The organism is Pseudomonas sp. GW821-FHT09A09 (assembly GCF_059418405.1).
Window position 1 is genome coordinate 18,827 of record NZ_JBWKPU010000025.1, and the last position, 19,421, is coordinate 38,247.

The 19,421-nt window shown below is 61.7% G+C and carries 14 protein-coding genes; 6 read left to right on the plus strand and 8 right to left on the minus strand.

Annotated elements, in window-relative coordinates; genetic code table 11:
* Positions 1-5 precede the first annotated feature (5 nt).
* Positions 6-1,559, plus strand: a complete 1,554-nt coding sequence (locus tag AC07OV_RS20680) for a glycoside hydrolase family 17 protein (protein WP_494998389.1) — start codon at positions 6-8, stop codon at positions 1,557-1,559.
* 113 nt (positions 1,560-1,672) lie between these two features.
* On the opposite strand, the gene AC07OV_RS20685 is transcribed toward AC07OV_RS20680, so the two are convergent.
* Positions 1,673-2,041 (minus strand): hypothetical protein, encoded by a 369-nt coding sequence (locus tag AC07OV_RS20685; RefSeq protein WP_494998390.1) that lies wholly within the window; start codon positions 2,039-2,041, stop codon positions 1,673-1,675.
* A 236-nt stretch (positions 2,042-2,277) separates the two neighbouring features.
* Here AC07OV_RS20685 and AC07OV_RS20690 point away from each other — a divergent pair, with 236 nt between their 5' ends.
* Together AC07OV_RS20690 and AC07OV_RS20695 are read left to right on the plus strand one after the other, a co-directional pair.
* On the plus strand, positions 2,278-3,576 hold the full coding sequence (locus tag AC07OV_RS20690; RefSeq protein ID WP_494998391.1) for a serine/threonine protein kinase: 1,299 nt from the start codon (positions 2,278-2,280) through the stop codon (positions 3,574-3,576).
* The gene (locus tag AC07OV_RS20695; RefSeq protein WP_178921972.1) at positions 3,569-4,357 is read left to right on the plus strand and encodes an MlaA family lipoprotein; all 789 of its coding nucleotides are present in this window, start codon (positions 3,569-3,571) and stop codon (positions 4,355-4,357) included. Before AC07OV_RS20690 ends, AC07OV_RS20695 begins: the two co-directional genes overlap by 8 nt.
* A gap of 96 nt (positions 4,358-4,453) precedes the next feature.
* Here AC07OV_RS20695 and AC07OV_RS20700 read toward each other — a convergent pair whose 3' ends face one another.
* The 6 genes from AC07OV_RS20700 to AC07OV_RS20725 all read right to left on the minus strand — a co-directional run bounded on the left by AC07OV_RS20700 (position 4,454) and on the right by AC07OV_RS20725 (position 15,316).
* Positions 4,454-4,816 carry a DUF805 domain-containing protein gene (locus AC07OV_RS20700; protein ID WP_494998392.1) on the minus strand — a complete coding sequence of 121 codons (363 nt, stop codon included), beginning with the start codon at positions 4,814-4,816 and terminating at the stop codon, positions 4,454-4,456.
* 135 nt (positions 4,817-4,951) lie between these two features.
* A complete protein-coding gene (locus tag AC07OV_RS20705; RefSeq protein WP_494998393.1) occupies positions 4,952-5,866 on the minus strand; it encodes a DUF808 domain-containing protein in 915 nt (304 codons plus the stop codon).
* Between the two features lie 713 nt (positions 5,867-6,579).
* Positions 6,580-7,986, minus strand: coding sequence for an efflux transporter outer membrane subunit (locus AC07OV_RS20710; RefSeq protein WP_495092875.1), 1,407 nt, complete (start codon positions 7,984-7,986; stop codon positions 6,580-6,582).
* Positions 7,983-11,108, minus strand: a complete 3,126-nt coding sequence (locus tag AC07OV_RS20715) for an efflux RND transporter permease subunit (RefSeq protein WP_495092876.1) — start codon at positions 11,106-11,108, stop codon at positions 7,983-7,985. The genes AC07OV_RS20710 and AC07OV_RS20715 overlap by 4 nt, the downstream gene beginning before the upstream one ends.
* A 4-nt stretch (positions 11,109-11,112) precedes the next feature.
* Entirely contained in the window at positions 11,113-14,175 is a 3,063-nt protein-coding gene (locus tag AC07OV_RS20720) for an efflux RND transporter permease subunit (RefSeq protein WP_495092877.1), read from the minus strand.
* Positions 14,176-14,188: 13 nt separating this feature from the next.
* The gene (locus AC07OV_RS20725) at positions 14,189-15,316 is read right to left on the minus strand and encodes an efflux RND transporter periplasmic adaptor subunit (RefSeq protein ID WP_495092878.1); all 1,128 of its coding nucleotides are present in this window, start codon (positions 15,314-15,316) and stop codon (positions 14,189-14,191) included.
* Between the two features lie 241 nt (positions 15,317-15,557).
* Here AC07OV_RS20725 and AC07OV_RS20730 point away from each other — a divergent pair, with 241 nt between their 5' ends.
* Both AC07OV_RS20730 and AC07OV_RS20735 read left to right on the plus strand, forming a co-directional pair.
* On the plus strand, positions 15,558-16,163 hold the full coding sequence (locus tag AC07OV_RS20730) for a TetR/AcrR family transcriptional regulator (RefSeq protein WP_176998184.1): 606 nt from the start codon (positions 15,558-15,560) through the stop codon (positions 16,161-16,163).
* 206 nt (positions 16,164-16,369) lie between these two features.
* The gene (locus AC07OV_RS20735; protein ID WP_495092879.1) at positions 16,370-16,828 is read left to right on the plus strand and encodes an REP-associated tyrosine transposase; all 459 of its coding nucleotides are present in this window, start codon (positions 16,370-16,372) and stop codon (positions 16,826-16,828) included.
* A 119-nt stretch (positions 16,829-16,947) separates the two neighbouring features.
* Here AC07OV_RS20735 and AC07OV_RS20740 read toward each other — a convergent pair whose 3' ends face one another.
* Positions 16,948-17,388, minus strand: a complete 441-nt coding sequence (locus AC07OV_RS20740; protein ID WP_178925533.1) for a GlcG/HbpS family heme-binding protein — start codon at positions 17,386-17,388, stop codon at positions 16,948-16,950.
* Between the two features lie 256 nt (positions 17,389-17,644).
* Here AC07OV_RS20740 and gcl point away from each other — a divergent pair, with 256 nt between their 5' ends.
* Positions 17,645-19,420 (plus strand): glyoxylate carboligase, encoded by a 1,776-nt coding sequence (gene gcl / locus AC07OV_RS20745; RefSeq protein WP_176998187.1) that lies wholly within the window; start codon positions 17,645-17,647, stop codon positions 19,418-19,420.
* Position 19,421: the final 1 nt, after the last annotated feature.

The following is a 19,421-nucleotide window of genomic DNA, read 5'->3' on the forward strand; positions in this document are numbered from 1 at the left end:
CGACCATGCCCGCGACTGCCCGCTTCCCTGCCCTGCCCTATTTCCTCGCCTTTGTCCTCGGCCTGCTGGCCCTCGTCGGTTACTGGTACGGCCTCGGCCGGCCCGTGGTGTTGCCGGACGTCGCCAGCGCCAGCCACAAGATGCAATGCGCGTCCTACACGCCTTTTGACAAAGACCAATCCCCGTTCGACCAGCCGTTCCAGCTGCGGCCAGAGCGCATGGACGCCGACCTGGCCTTGCTGGCCACCCGCTTCGAATGCATTCGCACCTACTCCATGACCGGCCTGGAAGCCCTGCCCGAAATGGCACGCAAGCATGGATTGAAGCTGATGGCCGGCGCCTGGGTCAGCAGTGACCCGGTAGCCACCGAGAAAGAAATCGACGAACTGATCGCCTCGGCCAACGCCAACCCGGATGTCGTGACCGCCGTAATCGTCGGCAACGAAGCCTTGCTGCGCAAGGAAGTCACCGCCAAGCAGCTGGTGACCCTGATCCACAAAGTCAAAAGCCATATCCAGCAACCGGTGACCTACGCCGACGTGTGGGAGTTCTGGCTACAGCACCCGGAAATCGCTCCGGCCGTGGACTTCCTCACCATCCACCTGCTGCCGTACTGGGAAGATGACCCGTCGGGCATCGACCAGGCGCTCAAGCATGTGGGCGATGTGCGCCAGACCTTCGGCAACAAGTTCGCCCCCAAGGATGTGCTGATCGGCGAAACCGGCTGGCCCAGCGAAGGCCGTCAACGGGAAACCGCCGTGCCGAGCCGGGTCAACGAGGCCAAGTTCATGCGCGGGTTCGTGGCGATGGCCGAAGCCAACGGGTGGCATTACAACCTGATCGAAGCCTTCGACCAGCCGTGGAAACGTGCCAGTGAAGGCGCAGTGGGCGGTTACTGGGGCTTATTCGATGCCGATCGCCAGGACAAAGGCATCCTCGCCGGCCCGGTGAGCAATGTGCCGTACTGGCCGCTGTGGCTCGGGGTGGGCGGGGTGATCCTGCTCGGTACGCTGGCGCTCGGCGGTTGTGTACGCAGCAAGCGCTCGGCAATCCTGCTGCCGCTGCTCGGCGCCGTTGCGGCCTGCTCCATCGGCACCTGGGCCGAACTGACCCGCGTGACCGCACGTTTTAATGACGAATGGGTGTGGGCAGGCTTGCTGGTGGTGTTGAACCTGCTGGTGCTGGCTCACGCCGCACTGGCCTTGAGCGCCCGGGAAGGTTGGCGTGAACGCGCATTCAACTGGCTGGAGCAGCGCGCCGGTTGGCTGGTGGCGATCGCCGGGTTTGCCGGCGCGGTGATGATGCTGGCACTGGTGTTCGACCCGCGCTACCGCAGCTTCCCGAGTGCGGCCTTGGTATTGCCAGCGCTGGTGTACCTGGTGCGTCCGGTGACCGGGCCGCGTCGGGAAATTGCGCTGCTGGCCTTTATCATCGGTGCCGGCATTGCGCCGCAGTTGTACCGTGAAGGCCTGTTGAACCAGCAGGCGTGGGGGTGGGCAGTGGTCAGCGTGTTGATGGTTGCAGCGTTGTGGCGTTGCTTGCGAGTGCGCAAAACCTGAGACCGCTATCGCAGCGATGCGGCGACCCGACAAGCCAGCTCCCACATTTGACCGAGTACATCCTTTGGAATGCGGTCAAGTGTGGGAGCTGGCTTGCCTGCGATAAGGCCCTATCAGGCAACCCGTGGCTTCCTGACCAACCGCAACCCGGCAATCACCACCGCAAACACCGCAAACGTGGTGTTGTACAACGCCAGCGCCGGCAGGCCGAACAGCATCCCCAGCACCGCCAGCCCCCATCCCGCACGGCCCGGCACAAAAAACGCCAGCACCGCCGTGACCAGCGCCGCCCAGCCCATCACCTTGAAGTGGATCATCAGGCCCAGGTTCGAGCGCAGTTGGCATTCCCAGCGGCTGGCCTCATCGGCACAGATGCCGACCCACCGTCCATCCTCCATGAAGCCGTAACGTGCGCCATAACTGGCGGCCAGCCATAACGGCAGGGCAATCAGCAGCAGGATCCAGGGTAAACGACGGGACATTGGGGCACTCCGATAGGCAAAAACGGCGCTCAGCTTAATGCCCCGGTGGCCATTGGCAAGGCGCATACACACAATTAGTGTTCACCAACGCGTGGCAAAGTGTATCGTCTGGCTACTATTACCCGGATTCCCACGCTTTTTCCGACTTTTCGTGCCGAGTGATGGCACTTCGGCGACAGCGCGGTGGTCATAGCCTGCGAACATCTTTCAGCACGTTTCCTCTTAGGGATTAAGTCATGCTCCGTTCCTTGCGCTGTGCTGCCTTATTGGGCAGCCTTTTTCTGAGTGCGTCAGCACTGGCGGTCGACATCGACCAAGCCACCTATGGCTTCCCTCTGACCAACCCGTTCGAAGCGACCATCGCCACCACCCCGCCCGATCTTCGGCCCAAGCTGCCGAGTGACGACGAGATCAACCAGTCCGACTACAGCCTGACGATGCGCCCCGAGCGCGAGTTCAGCCTGCCGGACAACTTCTGGGCGGTGAAGAAACTCACCTACCGCATCGCCAAGCAGGACCACGCCGCGCCGCTGATCTTCCTGATCGCCGGCACGGGTGCGCGCTTTGACAGCAGCATCAACGAGTACCTGAAAAAGCTGTATTACCAGGCTGGCTACCACGTGGTGCAGCTGTCGTCGCCCACCAGCTTTGACTTCATCAGCGCCGCCTCGCGCTTCGCCACCCCGGGTATCACCCAGGAAGACGCGGAAGACATGTACCGCGTGATGCAAGCCGTGCGCGCACAGAACGCCTCGCTGCCGATCACCGACTTCTACCTCACCGGCTACAGCCTGGGTGGCCTGGATGCGGCATTTGTCAGCAAACTGGACGAGACCCGCCGCAGTTTCAACTTCAAGAAAGTGCTGCTGCTCAACCCGCCGGTCAACCTCTACACCTCGATCACCAACCTCGACAAGCTGGTACAGACCGAGGTCAAGGGCATCAACAACACCACCACCTTCTATGAGCTGGTGCTGAACAAACTGACCCGCTACTTCCAGCAAAAGGGCTACATCGACCTTAACGACGCCCTGCTCTACGACTTCCAGCAATCCAAGCAGCACCTGACCAACGAACAGATGGCCATGCTGATCGGCACCTCGTTCCGCTTTTCGGCCGCCGACATCGCCTTCACCTCGGACCTGATCAACCGCCGCGGCCTGATTATCCCGCCCAAATACCCGATCACCGAAAGCACCAGCCTCACGCCGTTCCTCAAGCGTGCGCTGCAATGCGACTTCGACTGCTACCTCACCGAGCAAGTGATCCCGATGTGGCGCGCCCGCTCCGATGGCGGCAGCCTGTTGCAACTGGTCGATCAGGTCAGCCTGTACGCCCTCAAGGACTACCTGCACAACAGCCCGAAAATCGCCGTCATGCACAACGCCGACGACGTGATCCTGGGCCCTGGCGACCTCGGCTTCCTGCGTAAAACCTTCGGCGATCGCTTGACCGTCTACCCGCTGGGCGGCCACTGCGGCAACCTCAATTACCGCGTCAACGCCGACGCCATGCTGGAGTTCTTCCGTGGCTAAATATCTTCTGCTGCTCGCCGCCCTGATGTGCGCAGGCGTGGCCAATGCCGACAACAGCAAGGCCCATGAACCGGTCAAGGTCGACGCCGATGGTTTCAAGGAACCGCTGTCCAAGCTCAAGTTCAACCCCGGCCTGGACCAGCGTGAATTCGAGCGTTCCTCGCTGACTGCGCTTAACGTCTACGACCCGCTGGAGTCGTGGAACCGCCGCGTGTACCACTTCAACTACCGCTTCGACCAATGGGTGTTCCTCCCGGTGGTGGACGGTTACCGCTACGTCACGCCAAGCTTCCTGCGCACCGGCGTGAGCAACTTCTTCAACAACCTGGGCGACGTGCCCAACCTGTTGAACAGCCTGCTGCAACTCAAGGGCCACCGCTCCCTGGAAACCACCGGGCGCCTGCTGCTCAACACCACCATCGGCATCGCCGGCCTGTGGGACCCGGCCACCGCCATGGGCCTGCCGCGCCAGAGCGAAGACTTCGGCCAGACCCTGGGCTTCTACGGCGTCCCCGGCGGCGCCTACCTGGTGCTGCCGATCTTCGGCCCATCGAACCTGCGCGACACCACCGGCCTGGTCGTCGACTACGGCGCAGAAACCGAGATCAACTTCCTCAACGTGTCCAAAGTCAGCGAAAACCACCCGGAAATCTGGGCCCTGCGCGCCGTGGACAAGCGCTACCAGACCAGCTTCCGTTATGGGCAAATGAACTCGCCGTTTGAGTACGAGAAGGTGCGGTACATCTATACCGAGTCGCGCAAGTTGCAGATTGCCGAGTAAACAGCGCCCACAAAAAAAGGCCATTCGATTGAATGGCCTTTTTTATTTAAAAAATCTTTACTTTCTTACTCGGCTAACTTCTTTAAAAACTGTCTTTCAAGAGGCTACCGGGGGTACGCCGTAATCATTCTCTTCCTTATCGCCTTGAGTCAGTAACTGGATAGACACCATTATAAAACCTACTACCGGTATCAAAAACCAAAGTATATAGGCCCCTGTAATGTTTACGTCATGCAGCCGTCGAAATGTCACTGACAACAGTGGAGGCAACATGAAAAACACATAAAAACCAAAGGGTACATAGAACCATGGACTCGAAAATACATCTGCCCATTGCGCAATAAAATAAGAAACCCAAACTACCATCGTGTCCATCAACGCAAACGACCAGTACTCCTTTCTAGACGCTCGACCACTGAACTTGACATAGTTTTTTATCGCTTGAAAACACACCTTCATCCTTAACCCCTACTCGATCCATTTTTATCACGCCCCTTCACATGAAGAGGCGCGACGCATCCTATAAATGCCTGGAAAATCGAACTGTAGGATTAAGCTTAAACAGCGTTTCAAACTGTACTCGTTGTGAACTAATCAGCCCTTCGCCGCTCGCCATACCTTGCCCAGTACTTGAACAACGACCAATACCGCCGCCCCTGCAATCACTCCCGCCACGCCATTGAGCAGCGTCGGCACCAACCAGGCCACCCCACCCGCGCCTTGGCTGACCGTCTCGATCCAGTGATGCACCACCGGCACGCCATGGGTGAGGATGCCACCGCCCACCAGGAACATCGCTGCCGTACCAATCACCGACAGGCTCTTCATCATGTACGGGGCCGCACGCAGAATCCCGCCGCCGATACCGCGCGCCATCTGGCCAGGCTTCTGCGTAAGCCACAGGCCCAGGTCGTCCAACTTGACGATGCCGGCCACCAGCCCATAGACGCCGATGGTCATGACAATGGCGATACCCGACAGCACAACCACCTGCTGCATCAAAGGCGCGTCCGCCACCGTGCCCAGGGTGATGGCAATGATTTCGGCAGAGAGAATGAAGTCCGTGCGAATCGCGCCCTTGATCTTGTCCTTTTCAAAAGCCACCAGGTCGGTCGCCGGGTCCGCAACCGCTTCAACCAACTGCGCATGCTCAGCCTTGTCGTCGCTCTGACTGTGCAGAAATTTATGCGCGAGCTTCTCAAAGCCTTCAAAACACAGGTACGCCCCGCCCAGCATCAACAACGGCGTGACCGCCCAGGGTGCAAACGCGCTGATCAACAAGGCGGCCGGCACCAGGATCAGCTTGTTGACGAACGAGCCCTTGGCCACCGCCCACACCACGGGAATCTCCCGCTCGGCGCGTACGCCCGAGACCTGCTGGGCATTAAGCGCCAAGTCATCGCCCAACACCCCGGCGGTTTTCTTGGCGGCCATTTTGGTCATCAACGCCACATCGTCGAGCACGGCGGCGATGTCATCGATCAATACCAACAAGCTGCTTCCTGCCATGATTCGGGCTTCCTGCGTTTAAAGTGCCGCGAATATACCGCGAGCGTTACGAAGGAATATAGACACCCGCACAAACAACGGTTGCTCTGCTTTTGATCTGGCTTGTGATCTCAGACGCCCCGTCAACCACGCTGGCCGAACGCAGGCTTGAATCCGTGGCTAACCCGGCAGGACGCCGGGTTAGCCGCCCCGCGCCATGGATGGCGCGTGGCGGCGGCCCACGGATTCAAGCCGGAGTGAGGGCACACCGAGCCTAAGCGAGGTGCCGAGTGGTGGGGCGAAGCGTTTTTGGTTACTTTTGGCGCTCTTCCAAAAGTGACCCGCTGTAAGAGCGGAACCATAAGGCGCCGTTACCGCAGCAATGGATATGTACTCCGACCAAAAATCCCCGGCGACCACCACATAGCCTTCGCGAGCAAGCCCGCTCCCACAGTTGGATCGAGTGACATCAGTAAGTCAGTGAACAATCAATAGACCGCTATCGCAGGCAAGCCAGCTCCCACATTTTGACCGTGGGCCATCAGCAAAATAGTGTTCGCCTTTGAGGCCATCAGGACTGCCAGCCACCTCCCAAGCTCTGGATCAACGCCACACTGCCCTCCCACAGTTGGATCGAGTGGCATCAGTAAGACAGTGGACAATCAATAGGCCGCTATCGCAGGCAAGCCAGCTCCCACAATTTGACTGTGGTCCATCAGCAAAATAGCGGGCCATCAGGGCTGCCAACCGCCCCCCAAACTCTGGATCAACGCCACACTCCCCTGACTCAACTGCCCCTGCGTATCCCGCAAATTCTGCTCGGCCTGCAGCAACACCAACTGCTGGGTCAACACCGCCTCACGACTCACAGTGCCCGCACGCAATTGCGCCTCCTGGCTGCCAAACAATTGCTGATTACGCGCAAACACCTGCTGGAACGCATCCGCCTGCGTCTGCAGATGATTGATCGCCGACAGGTTGTCCTCGACGTTCTGCAACGCACTGAGCACCGTGCCACGGTAGTTCGCGGCAATCTGGTCATAACTCGCCTCAGCCTGCTTGACCGCGGCTTCACGGGCGCCGCCATCAAAGATCGTCTCCGCCAAGGCCGGCCCCAACGTCCAGATGCGGTTAGGCAGCGAGAACAAACCGCCCAGCGCACTGCCGCGATAGCCCAATGACGCGGTCAGGTCCAGGGTCGGGAAAAACGCCGCTTCGGCCACGCCGATCTTGGCATTCGCCGCCGCCGCCGAACGCTCGGCCGCCACCACATCGGGCCGGCGTTGCAGCAAGGTCGACGGCAAGGTCAAGGGCGGCCGGGGCACCACGAAGCTGAAGTCAGTGCGCGGCGCCACGCTGAACTCACTGGGCGCCATGCCCACCAGCACCGCCAAGGCATGCTCATATTGTTCACGGTCGCGCAGCGAGGTTTGCAGGTCGGCAATCGAGGTGGTCAGTTGGTCCTGGGCCACCAGCAACTGGTCGTTGGTCGCCACGCCCTGGGTGAACTGGGCCTGGATCATGTCCAGCAATTGCTGATTGATCGCCTGTTGCTGTTGCAGCAGGCGCACATCGATGTCCATCTGCCGCAACGCCAGGTAGTTGCTCGCCACACTGGAACTGATGGACAACCGCACCCCGGCCAGCAACGCGTCGGATTGCTGCGCCGTGGCCTGGCTCGACTCGATGCCTCGGCGCACCTGGCCCCACAGGTCCGGCTCCCAACTGGCAGTGAGGGTGGCGCTCACGCTGTTTTTCACCCCGGTGGACGTCGTGGCGGTGGAGGTGGTGCCGTCACCGCCCTCCCCCCGCGATCCCGACAGCCCCACGCCCACTGTCGGCCACAACCCGGCACGGCTCGACGCCACCTGCGCCTGGGCCAATCGGTACGCCGCCTCCGCCGCGATGATCGACTGGTTGGCCTTGGCCGAGCGTGCCACCAGGTCGTTCAGCACCGGGTCCTGATAGGCCAGCCACCACTGGCTGTCCAAAGCGCCCTGGGGGTTGGACACCGCACGCTGCCATTGCGCGCCTTCCTTGAACGTCTGCGGCAATGGCATCGCGGGTTTCTGGTAGTCGGGCCCGGCCATGCAACCGCCAAGCACCAGGCTGAGGAACAGCACGCTGTATCGAAGTTTCATGACCTTGCTTCCTTGTGCCGCCCCAGGCGTTGCGACGCCCGGTCGAGCCAGAGGTAAATCACCGGGGTGGTGTAGAGCGTCAGCACCTGGCTGAGCAACAGGCCACCAATAATCGAAATCCCCAAGGGCCGGCGCAGCTCGGAGCCGTAGCCATGCCCCAGCACCAGCGGCAATGCGCCGAGGATGGCCGCCAGGGTGGTCATCATGATCGGCCGGAAACGGATCAGGCACGCGCGGCGAATCGCTTCCTTGGCCGTGAGCCCGAACTCGCGCCGCTCGGTGATCGCAAAATCGATCATCATGATCGCGTTCTTCTTCACGATACCGATCAACAAAATCACCCCCACCAGCGCAATGATCGACAGCTCGGTGCCGGTCAGCAGCAACGCAATCAACGCACCGACACCCGCCGACGGCAACGTGGACAGGATGGTCAGTGGGTGCATCAGGTTTTCGTACAGAATGCCCAGCACGATGTACACCGACAGCAGCGCCGCGACGATCAGCAGCGGCTCGCTGGCCACCGACGACTGGAACACCTGGGCCGTGCCGGCAAACTGGCCGGTGACGCTGGCCGGCATGCGCAGTTGCTTCACCGCATCATCCACCAGTGCAGTGGCCTGGCCGATCGACGTGCCCGGGGCGAGGTTGAACGAGACCGTCACCGCCGGGAACGTGCCCTGGTGGCTGATGGAAATGGCCGTGCGCGAAACCGTGTTATCCGCCAGGGCCGACAGCGGCACCAACGTTGCCGGGCTGGCCAGGTTTGGCGTGGCCGTGGTGCCCTTGGCCGCCACCGCCGCGCTGCCGGTGGGCACATAAATGCCTTTGAGCGCCGTCGGGTCGCTCCAGTACTCAGGGGCGATTTCCATCACCACGTGGTACTGGTTGGCGGCGCGGTAAAGGGTCGAGACCTGGCGCTGGCCAAACGCGTCGTACAGCGTCTGGTCCACCGCCGACATGCCCACCCCAAGCCGCGCCGCCGTGTCGCGGTTGATCTGCACATTGGCCAGCAGGCTGTTGTCCTGCTGGTCGGTATTCAGGTCGGTCAATTGCGGCAGCGTGTGCAGCACCGCCACCACCTTGGGCACCCATTCATCCAGAGATTGCTGGTCATCGGCGGTCAGGGTGTATTGATACTGCGCGCCACTCTGCCGGCCGCCCACGGTGATGTCCTGGGCGGCCTGCAAGAACAGCTTGGTGCCCGGCATATCGCCCAGGGTGTGGCGGATCTGGCCGATCACATCGGTGGCGCTGTCCTTGCGCTGGTCGATGGGCTTGAGCAGCACAAACAACTGCGCACTGTTGACCGCTCCCCCGCCACCGCCACCGCCGCCTACAAACCCGGCAGCGGTTTCCACATTCGGGTTTTGCATGACCTTGTGGTTGATCGCGGTGAAGTCCTTTTGCATCGCCCCGTAGGAAATGCTCTGCGCCGCAATGATGCTGCCCTGCAGGCGCCCGGTGTCTTCCTGGGGGAAAAAGCCCTTGGGCACCAGCACGTACAACACTCCCGCGAGTACGATCACCAGCACCGTCACCAGGCCCATCAGGATCGAATGGTCGATCACCCAACCGAGGGTGCGGTCATAGAAGCGATGGAAGCGTGAGTCCGGGTGCTCGTTGCCCTCATGCACCGCTTTAGGCGCGCGCAGCAACACGCTGGCGAGCATCGGCGTGACCGTCAGCGAGATCAGCATCGAGATCACGATGGCCACCGACAACGACACCGAGAACTCGCGAAACAGCCGCCCGACAATCCCGCCCATCAACAGCAGCGGTATAAACACCGCCACCAGCGACACGCTGATGGTCAGCACCGTGAACCCCACTTCCCGCGCCCCGGCCAGGGCCGCTTCCACCCGGGTCTTGCCGCGCTCCAGGTGGCGCATGATGTTTTCCACCACCACGATGGCATCGTCCACCACAAAGCCGGTGGAAATGGTCAGCGCCATCAGCGACAGGTTGTTCAGGCTGTAGCCCAGAAAGTACATGGCGCCAAACGTGCCGAGCAACGACAGCGGCACCACCACGGCCGGCACCAAAGTACTGCGCCAGTCGCGGAAGAAACCAAAGGTCACCAGCGTCACCAGCAGGATCGACGCCAGCAAGGTCACTTCCACGTCATGCAGCGACGCCCGAATGGTGGTGGTGCGGTCCATCAGCAGGTTGAGTTTGATCGAGGCCGGGATCGAGCTTTGCAAAAACGGCAGCGACGCCTTCACCGCGTCCACGGTATCGATCACGTTCGCGCCCGGCTGCTTGAACACCACCAGCAGCACGGCCGGCTTGCCGTTGGACAGACCGAAGTTGCGCAGGTCCTGCACGTCTTCACGCACATAGCCCAGGTCCGAGATATGGATCAGCTCGCCGTTATGGGTCTTGACCACCAGCGGCCCGTAATCGTTGGGGTCAAGCAACTGGTCATTGGCGCCGATGCCATAGGAGCGGTCGCCCACCGCCACATTGCCCTTGGGCAAGTTGGCGTTGGACGCGCCGATCACTTGGCGCACCTGCTCAAGACTCACCCCGTACTGATTCAGGCGATCCGGATTCAGCTCAATGCGCACCGCCGGCAACGCACCGCCACCCACCGTCACATCGCCCACGCCAGTGGTCTGCAACAGGCGCTGCTCCAACACCGTCGAAGCGGCGTCGTACATCTGCCCCGGCGTGGCGCTGTCGGAGGTCAGGCTGATGATCAGGATCGGCGAGTCAGCCGGGTTGACCTTGCGGTAGGTCGGGTTGCCCGACAGGTCGCTGGGCAGGTTGCTGCGCGCGGCGTTGATGGCCGCCTGCACGTCCCGCGCCGCGCCGTCGATATCGCGGTTCAAGTCAAACTGCATAGTGATGCGCGTCGAGCCCAGGCTGCTGGCGGAGGTCATTTGCGTGACCCCGGCAATCTGGCCGAACTGACGCTCCAGCGGCGTGGCCACGGAGCTGGCGACGGTGGTCGGGTCGGCGCCGGGCAACGAGGCGCTGACGCTGATGGTCGGGAAGTCGACTTCCGGCAGCGGCGCCACCGGCAACAGGTTGAACGCCAGCACGCCAAACAGCGCGAGTCCGGCCGCCAGCAAGGTGGTGGCTATGGGGCGATGGATAAACGGCGCGCTGAGGTTCATCGCATCATGGCTCGACCGCCGCACGCCGGCTGAAACGCTCGCCCAGGCTGTGCATGGCGAGGAAGATCACCGGGGTGGAAAACAGCGTGAGCAACTGGCTCAGCAGCAGGCCGCCGATGATTGCGATGCCCAGCGGGTGACGCAGTTCCGAACCAATCCCCGTGCCCAGCGCCAACGGCACCGCACCGAACAGCGAGGCCATGCTGGTCATCAGGATCGGCCGGAACCGCAGCTCCGCCGCCTGGCGAATCGCAGCCACCGGGCTCAAACCGCCTTCACGCAACAGCTCCAGGGCGAAGTCGACCATCATGATGCCGTTCTTCATCACAATGCCGATCAGCAATACGATGCCAATCAAGCCGATGATGTCGAACTGCGTGCCGGTCAGCAGCAGCGCCAGCAACGCACCGAGGGCCGCCGAGAGCAAGGTCGAGAGGATGGTCACCGGGTGCACGAAGCTCTCGTACAGAATGCCGAGCATCAGGTAAACCACCACAATCGCCGCCAACACCAGGAACACCTGGTTCGACAACGACGCCTGGAACGTCGCCGCCGCGCCCTCCAGGTTGGCCTGCACCGACAGCGGCAGGCCGACCTGGGCTTCGATGTCCTGCAAACGCGTGACCGCCGCGCCCAACGTTTGGCCGGGCGCAAGGTTGAAAGACACGTCTGCATAGGGAAACTGCCCCAGGCGGTTGATGGTCACCGGCGTGCGCACCACTTCCAGGGTCGCCATGCTCGACAGCGGCGCCACGCCGCCCGAGGGAATGTCCACGTACAAGCCGGTGAGCAAGTCCGGCAGGTTGCGCGGCGGATGGTCGGTGGCGATCACCACGTGGTACTGGTTGAGCTGGGTGTAGATAGTCGACACCTGGCGCTGGCCAAAGGCGTCGTACAGCACATCGTCGATGGCTTGCGGGGTGATGCCCAGGCGCGAGGCGGTGGCGCGGTCGAAGGTCAGCTTGATCTGGTTGCCGAACTGCATGGCCTGGCTTTGCACATCGGTGAACATCGGGTCTTTCTTGATCGCGGTGAGCAGTTTGGTGGTCCACTGCTCCAGCTCATCCGGGTCGGTGGCTTGCAGGCCCAGGCGATAGCTGGTGGTGGACACCGTGGCATCCAGGGTCAGGTCCTGCACCGAGTGCAGGTACAGGCGGATGCCGGCGTCATCGGCATTGGCGTCCGCGAGGCGGCGGATCACGGCGGTGCTGCTGTCACGCTCGCCACGGGGCTTGAGGTTGATCAGCAGGTTGCCTTGGTTGATGGTCGGGTTGGTCTGGTCGATACCCACGAACGAGGACAGGCTCTGCACGGCCGGATCCTTGAGAATGCGCGCGGCCAAACGTTGCTGCTCAACCTGCATCTGCTGGAACGAAACGGTCGGCGACGCCTGGGAAATACCCTGGATCAGGCCGGTGTCCTGGTCCGGGAAAAACCCCTTGGGCATGATCACCAACGTGAACAAGGTGAGTGCCGCCGTGAGCACCACCGAGATCAGCGTGAGGGTGCGGTGTGCCAGTACCCAGTCCAGGCCGCGTACGTAATGACGGTTGATCCGGTCGAAGAAATCCGGCCGGCGCTCCTCGTGCTTGGACTTGAGCATGCGTGCGCACATCATCGGTGTGAGCGTCAGGGAGATCACCGCCGAAATCACGATGGTCACCGCCACGGTCATGGCGAATTCGCGGAACAACCGTCCCACCACATCGCCCATGAACAGCAGCGGGATCATCACCGCAATCAGCGCGATGGACAGCGAAATGATGGTGAAGCCGATCTGCTCGGCGCCCTTGAGTGCGGCCTGCAAGGGCGTGTCGCCCGCCTCCAGGTAACGGGTGATGTTTTCGATCATGACGATGGCGTCATCCACCACAAACCCGATGGCGATGGTCAGCGCCATCAGCGTCAGGTTGTTCAGCGAAAACCCCAGGGCGTAGGCCACTGCCAGGGTGCCGATCAGCGTCAGCGGGATGGTGACCGCAGGGATGATCGTCGCCGGGATATTGCGCAGGAACAGGAAGATCACGATCACCACCAGCAATATCGCCAGCCCCAGCTCGTATTGCACATCGGTGACCGAGGCGCGGATGGTCTGGGTGCGGTCGGTCAGCACCGCCACCTTCAAGGTGCCCGGCAGGCTGGCGCGCAACTTGGGCAGCAGTTGCTGCACGCGGTCGACCACCTCGATCACGTTGGCCCCCGGCTGGCGCTGGATATTCAGCACGATGGACGGCGTGTCATTGGTCCAGGCCGCCTGGCGCGGGTTCTCCGGCCCCTGGGTGGAACTGGCGATCTGCGACAGGCGGATCGGCGCGCCATTCTTGTAGGCGATCACCAGGTCGCGGTATTCCTCGGCCGATTGCAGTTGGTCGTTGGCCCCGATGGAATACGCCTGGAACTTGCCATCGATATTACCCTTCGCCTGGTTGACGTTGGCCGTGCCCAGTGAGGTGCGCAGGTCATCCAGAGACAGCCCGAGGCTGTTCAGCGCCGAGGTGTTGGCCTCCACCCGCACGGCCGGGCGCTGGCCGCCGCTGATAGTGACCAGGCCGACACCGGTGATCTGCGAGATCTTCTGCGCCAGGCGCGTGTCGGCCAGGTCTTCGACCTTGGTCAGCGGAAGCACGTCGGAGGTCAGTGACAGGGTCAGTACCGGCGCATCAGCCGGGTTGACCTTGCTGTACACCGGTGGGTACGGCAGGTTCGCCGGCAGGAAGGTGCCCGCCGCGTTGATCGCCGCCTGCACTTCTTGTTCGGCCACGTCCAGGGACAGCGACAGGTCGAACTGCAGGGTCACCACCGAGGCGCCGTCCGAGCTGGTGGAGTTCATCGACTTGAGCCCCGGCATTTCACCGAGCTGGCGCTCCAGCGGCGCGGTGATCGAGGAACTGACCACATCCGGGCTGGCGCCGGGGTATTGGGTGAAGACCTGGATGGTCGGGTAATCCACCTCGGGCAGCGCCGACACCGACAGCAAGTGATACCCCAACAGGCCGAGCAGCAGCACCGCGACCATCATCAGGGTGGTGGCGACTGGGCGTTCGATAAAGGGCCGCGAAATGTTCATGCTCGGCAGCTCCTCACTGGGCGACGACCTTCACCACAGAGCCATCGTCCAGTTTGTCGGCGCCCTCGGTGACCACCTGCTCGCCGGCCTTGACGCCGTTGTCGAGCACCGCCGACACGTCGCCGGTGGAGGGGCCGGTCTTGATCGTGCGCAGGCTGGCCTTGTTGCCATTCACCACAAACACAAAGTCGCCTTTGCTGCCGTGCTGGATCGCACGGGTGGGCACCACGGCGATCTGGCTCAAGGTGTCGGCTTTGAGCCGTGCGTTGACGAACTGATTGGGGAACAGCGCATTGCCCGAATCGTCGAACTGCGCCTTGACCTTGATCGTGCCGGTGCTGGTGTCCACCTGGTTATCCAGGGCCAACAGGCTGCCGGTGGCCAGCAAGGACTTCTTGTTGCGGTCGTAGGCCAGCACGGGCACGGCGCCACGGGCCAGGGCCTGGTCGATTGCTCCCAAGTCATCCTCGGGCACGGCAAACACCACGGTGGCTGGGCTCATCTGGGTGATCACCACAATGCCGGTGGTGCTGGCGGTGGTGACATAGTTGCCGGGGTCGACCAGCCGCAAACCGACCACGCCATCCACCGGTGAGGTGATGGTGCAGTAGCTCAGTTGCACTTCGAGGTTTTGCACATTGCCTTGGTCGGCGGCCACGGTGCCTTGTTGCTGCTGGACCAGGGAGGCTTGAGTGTCGAGGGTTTGCTGGCTGGTGGAACCGGCCTTGACCAGGTCGCGGTAACGGGCGAGGTCACGCTGGGCATTGCTCAACACCGCCTGGTCATGGGCCAGGGTGCCCTTGGCCACGGCCAGTTGCGCCTTGAGCGCGCGGTCGTCAATGCGGGCGATGACCTGGCCCTTGCTCACGTGCTGGCCTTCCTTGAACTCCACGCTGCTAAGAATCCCGTCGACCTGGCTGACCACGGTGACGCTGCGCGTCGGTGTCACGGTGCCCAGCGCGTCGATGTACACCGGCACATCCTGCAACACCACCGGCACCACCGCGACGGGCTCGCCGGGAGACGGTGGCTTGCCTTTATGGGCGCCTCCCATCAGGTGCATGCCCAGGCCGACCACCAGCGCGATGACCAACAACGCGCCAACACCCCAGGCGAACGTACGTCGTCTGCTTTTCTCCACGGTTTCTCACTCGAACGCCGAATACAGGACAGAACGGCAACCGGCAAAGGTCGCGTCGTTGCCCTGAACTCTAGCAGCCCGCCCTTCGCCTGCCTGTACTACCTTGAATGCGTTCAGCCTCAAGACAGACAATGTCAGTGTAACGCCCGTGATACGTGGGCTGCGGCGGGATTCTTGAGCGCTGCGCAAAGCCGGTGCTACCATGCGCAACCGCCAGTCTTGGCAAGGAAACTCCAGGTTTATGAGCAGCATTCGCGAGCGCAACAAAGAAAAAATCCTGCGGGCGGCCAGCGAGGAGTTTGCCGACAAAGGCTTCGCCGCGACCAAAACCAGCGACATCGCCGCCAAGGCCGGGCTGCCCAAGCCCAACGTCTATTACTACTTCAAGTCCAAGGACAACCTCTACCGCGAGGTGCTCGAAAGCATCATCGAGCCGATCCTGGCCGCGTCCACGCCCTTCAACCCCGAGGGCGAACCATCGGTCGTGCTGAGCAACTACATCCGCTCGAAGATCCGCATCTCCCGCGACCTGCCGTTTGCCTCCAAGGTCTTCGCCAGCGAAATCATGCACGGCGCACCGCACTTGAGCGCCGATCAAGTCGAGCAACTCAACGCCCAGGCCAAGCACAACATCGACTGCATCCAGAACTGGGTCGACCGCGGCCTGATCGCCGCCATCGACCCCAACCACCTGATGTTCAGCATCTGGGCGGCGACGCAGACGTACGCGGATTTCGACTGGCAGATTTCGGCGGTGACCGGGAAGGCCAAGCTGGATGAGGCGGATTATGAAGCGGCGGCGTTGACGATCATTCGGTTGGTGTTGAAGGGGTGTGAGCCGGACTGATAGATCGGGGTATGGCTATCGCAGGCAAGCCAGCTCCCACACTTGATCCGCGCCAGACACACATTGTATGAACACTGCGAGCCCCCTGTGGGAGCGGGCTTGCCCGCGATAGCGCCAGTTCAGACACATCCTGCCAAAAGCCCGCCAACCAGCACCACACACCGCGACCTAGCCTCTCAGAACCCCCATTGAAGAGAGGCCAAGGAATGCCTGATCTCCCCGCTTCAAAGCGCCTGCGCATCGGCCGCTATGACGAACCCAACCGCATCTATTTATTGACGACCAACACCCTGGATCGCGAACCCATTTTCCAGGACTTCAAACTCGGTCGCCTGGTGGTTCAACAATTCAGGATTGCCCAGTACCAGGGCCTGGCGACCTCCTTGGCGTGGGTCGTCATGCCTGATCATTTCCACTGGCTCATCTCACTGGAGAAAGGCTCACTTGCTGATTTGATGCGTCAAGTGAAGTCCAAAAGTACTCGCGTGGTGAATGCAGTCGCCGGGCGCCAAGGTCGACTCTGGCAACCCGGCTTTCACGACCATGCGGTGCGCCGTGAAGAAAGCCTTGAAGGCATCGCTCGATACATTGTGGCCAATCCATTGAGAGCCGGGCTGGTAAAGAGATTTGGCGACTACCCGCTATGGGATGCCATTTGGCTTTGACTTGAGACCGCGTCGTCTGCATCGCGGGCAAGCCCGCTCCCACATTGGCCGGTGTGAACACCATCAAACCCTGTGGGAGCGGGCTTGCCCGCGATGAGGCCCTTCCAGTCACCTTACAATCAAGCCGACACCCCCGCATCCGCCAACAACCCCACCCCCTCAATCGCCGTGATCGCGCACTGCTCATCAATGTCCGACGTATCCCCGCTGATCCCGATCGCCCCCAACACCACCCCTTCCCCATTGCGAATCAACACACCACCCGGGGCCGGCACGACGCTGCCCTGCCCCAGGCTGTTCAGCGCAGCGATAAACGCCGGCCGTTGTTGTGCGTCCAGCGCCAGCAGGCGTGAGCCTTTGCCCAGGGCGATCGCGCCCCAGGCCTTGCCGATGGCGATCTGTGGGCGCAGCAGGCTGGCGCCGTCTTCGCGTTGCAGGGTGATCAGGTGGCCGCCGCTGTCGAGCACCGCAATGGTCAGCGGCGCCGCGGAAATGGTGCGGCCGGCGTTCAAGGCCTGGCTGGCCAGTTGAGTGGCAATTTTCAAGGTTAAAGCGCTCATGGTGCCGTCCTTCTTTTGTTATTGGGAAAGCGGTGGAGGTCTGTTTGATCAGATGCTCGATCAAACAAATAGAACACAATGACATTTGTTTTTGTATACAATATTTTCGCACAAAGCTTCCATACGTCGAAAAAATGCCTTCCGACGAACGCAAAGGCCACCGAATAAAATGGATTGACCTGCGCCGCTCGCCGTGAATACACTTTGAACAGACACCACTTGTATACAATTACAAAACGCAAGAGGCACCAAAACCATGAGCAAAATGAGAGCAATCGAAGCCGCCGTTCTGGTGATGCGCCGTGAAGGTGTGGACACTGCCTTCGGTATCCCAGGCGCCGCAATCAACCCGCTGTACTCGGCTTTGCAGAAAGTGGGTGGCATCGATCACGTCCTTGCTCGCCACGTTGAAGGCGCCTCCCACATGGCCGAGGGCTACACCCGCACCAAGGCCGGCAATATCGGCGTGTGCATCGGCACCTCGGGCCCGGCGGGCACCGACATGGTCACTGGCTTGTACAGCGCCTCGGCCGACTCGATCCCTATTCTGTGCATCACCGGCCAAGCGCCACGTGCCCGCATGCACAAGGAAGACTTCCAGGCCGTGGACATCACCAGCATCGTCAAGCCGGTGACCAAGTGGGCCACCACTGTGCTGGAACCGGGCCAAGTGCCTTACGCGTTCCAGAAAGCCTTCTATGAAATGCGCTCCGGCCGCCCAGGCCCGGTGCTGATCGACCTGCCGTTCGACGTGCAAATGGCCGAGATCGAGTTCGATATCGACGCCTACCAGCCGCTGCCCCTGGCCAAACCATTGGCGACTCGCGTGCAGGTGGAGAAAGCCCTGGCGCTGCTGGACCAGGCTGAACGCCCACTGCTGGTCAGCGGTGGCGGCGTGATCAACGCCGACGCCAGCGAACTGCTGGTGGAATTTGCTGAACTCACCGGTATCCCGGTCATCCCGACCCTGATGGGCTGGGGCACCATCCCGGACGATCACCCGCAAATGGTGGGCATGGTCGGCCTGCAAACCTCCCACCGTTACGGCAACGCGACGATGCTCAAGTCGGACGTGGTGCTGGGCATCGGCAACCGCTGGGCCAACCGCCACACCGGTTCGGTCGAGGTGTACACCGAAGGTCGCAAGTTCATCCACGTCGACATCGAGCCGACGCAGATTGGCCGCGTGTTCACCCCGGACCTGGGCATCGTCTCCGACGCCGGTTCCGCCCTGACGATGTTCATTGAAGTGGCCCGCGAGTGGAAAGCCGCCGGCAAGCTCAAAGACCGCAGCGCCTGGTTGAACGACTGCCAGCAGCGCAAAGCCACGCTGCACCGCAAGACCCACTTCGACAACGTTCCGGTCAAGCCGCAGCGCGTATACGAAGAGATGAACCAGGTGTTCGGCAAAGACACCTGCTACGTCAGCACCATCGGCCTGTCGCAGATTGCCGGCGCGCAATTCCTGCACGTTTACAAGCCGCGTCACTGGATCAACTGCGGCCAGGCGGGCCCATTGGGCTGGACCATTCCGGCTGCTCTGGGCGTGGTCAAGGCGGATCCAACCCGTAAAGTCGTGGCGTTGTCGGGCGACTACGACTTCCAGTTCATGATCGAAGAGCTGGCCGTGGGCGCGCAGTTCAAACTGCCGTACATCCACGTGGTGGTGAACAACTCCTACCTGGGCTTGATCCGCCAGGCGCAACGCGGTTTCGAGATGGACTACTGCGTGCAGCTGTCCTTCGACAACCTCAACGCGCCGGAACTCAATGGCTATGGCGTGGACCACGTGGCCGTCGCCGAAGGCCTGGGTTGCAAGGCCCTGCGTGTATTCGAGCCGGGGCAGATTGCACCTGCGTTGCGCAAGGCTGAGGAAATGATCGAAGAATTCAAGGTTCCGGTGATCGTTGAGATTATTCTGGAACGCGTGACCAACATTTCCATGGGCACCGAGATCAACGCCGTCAACGAATTCGAAGATCTGGCACTGGTCGGCAACGATGCGCCGACTGCCATTTCCCTGCTCGATTAAG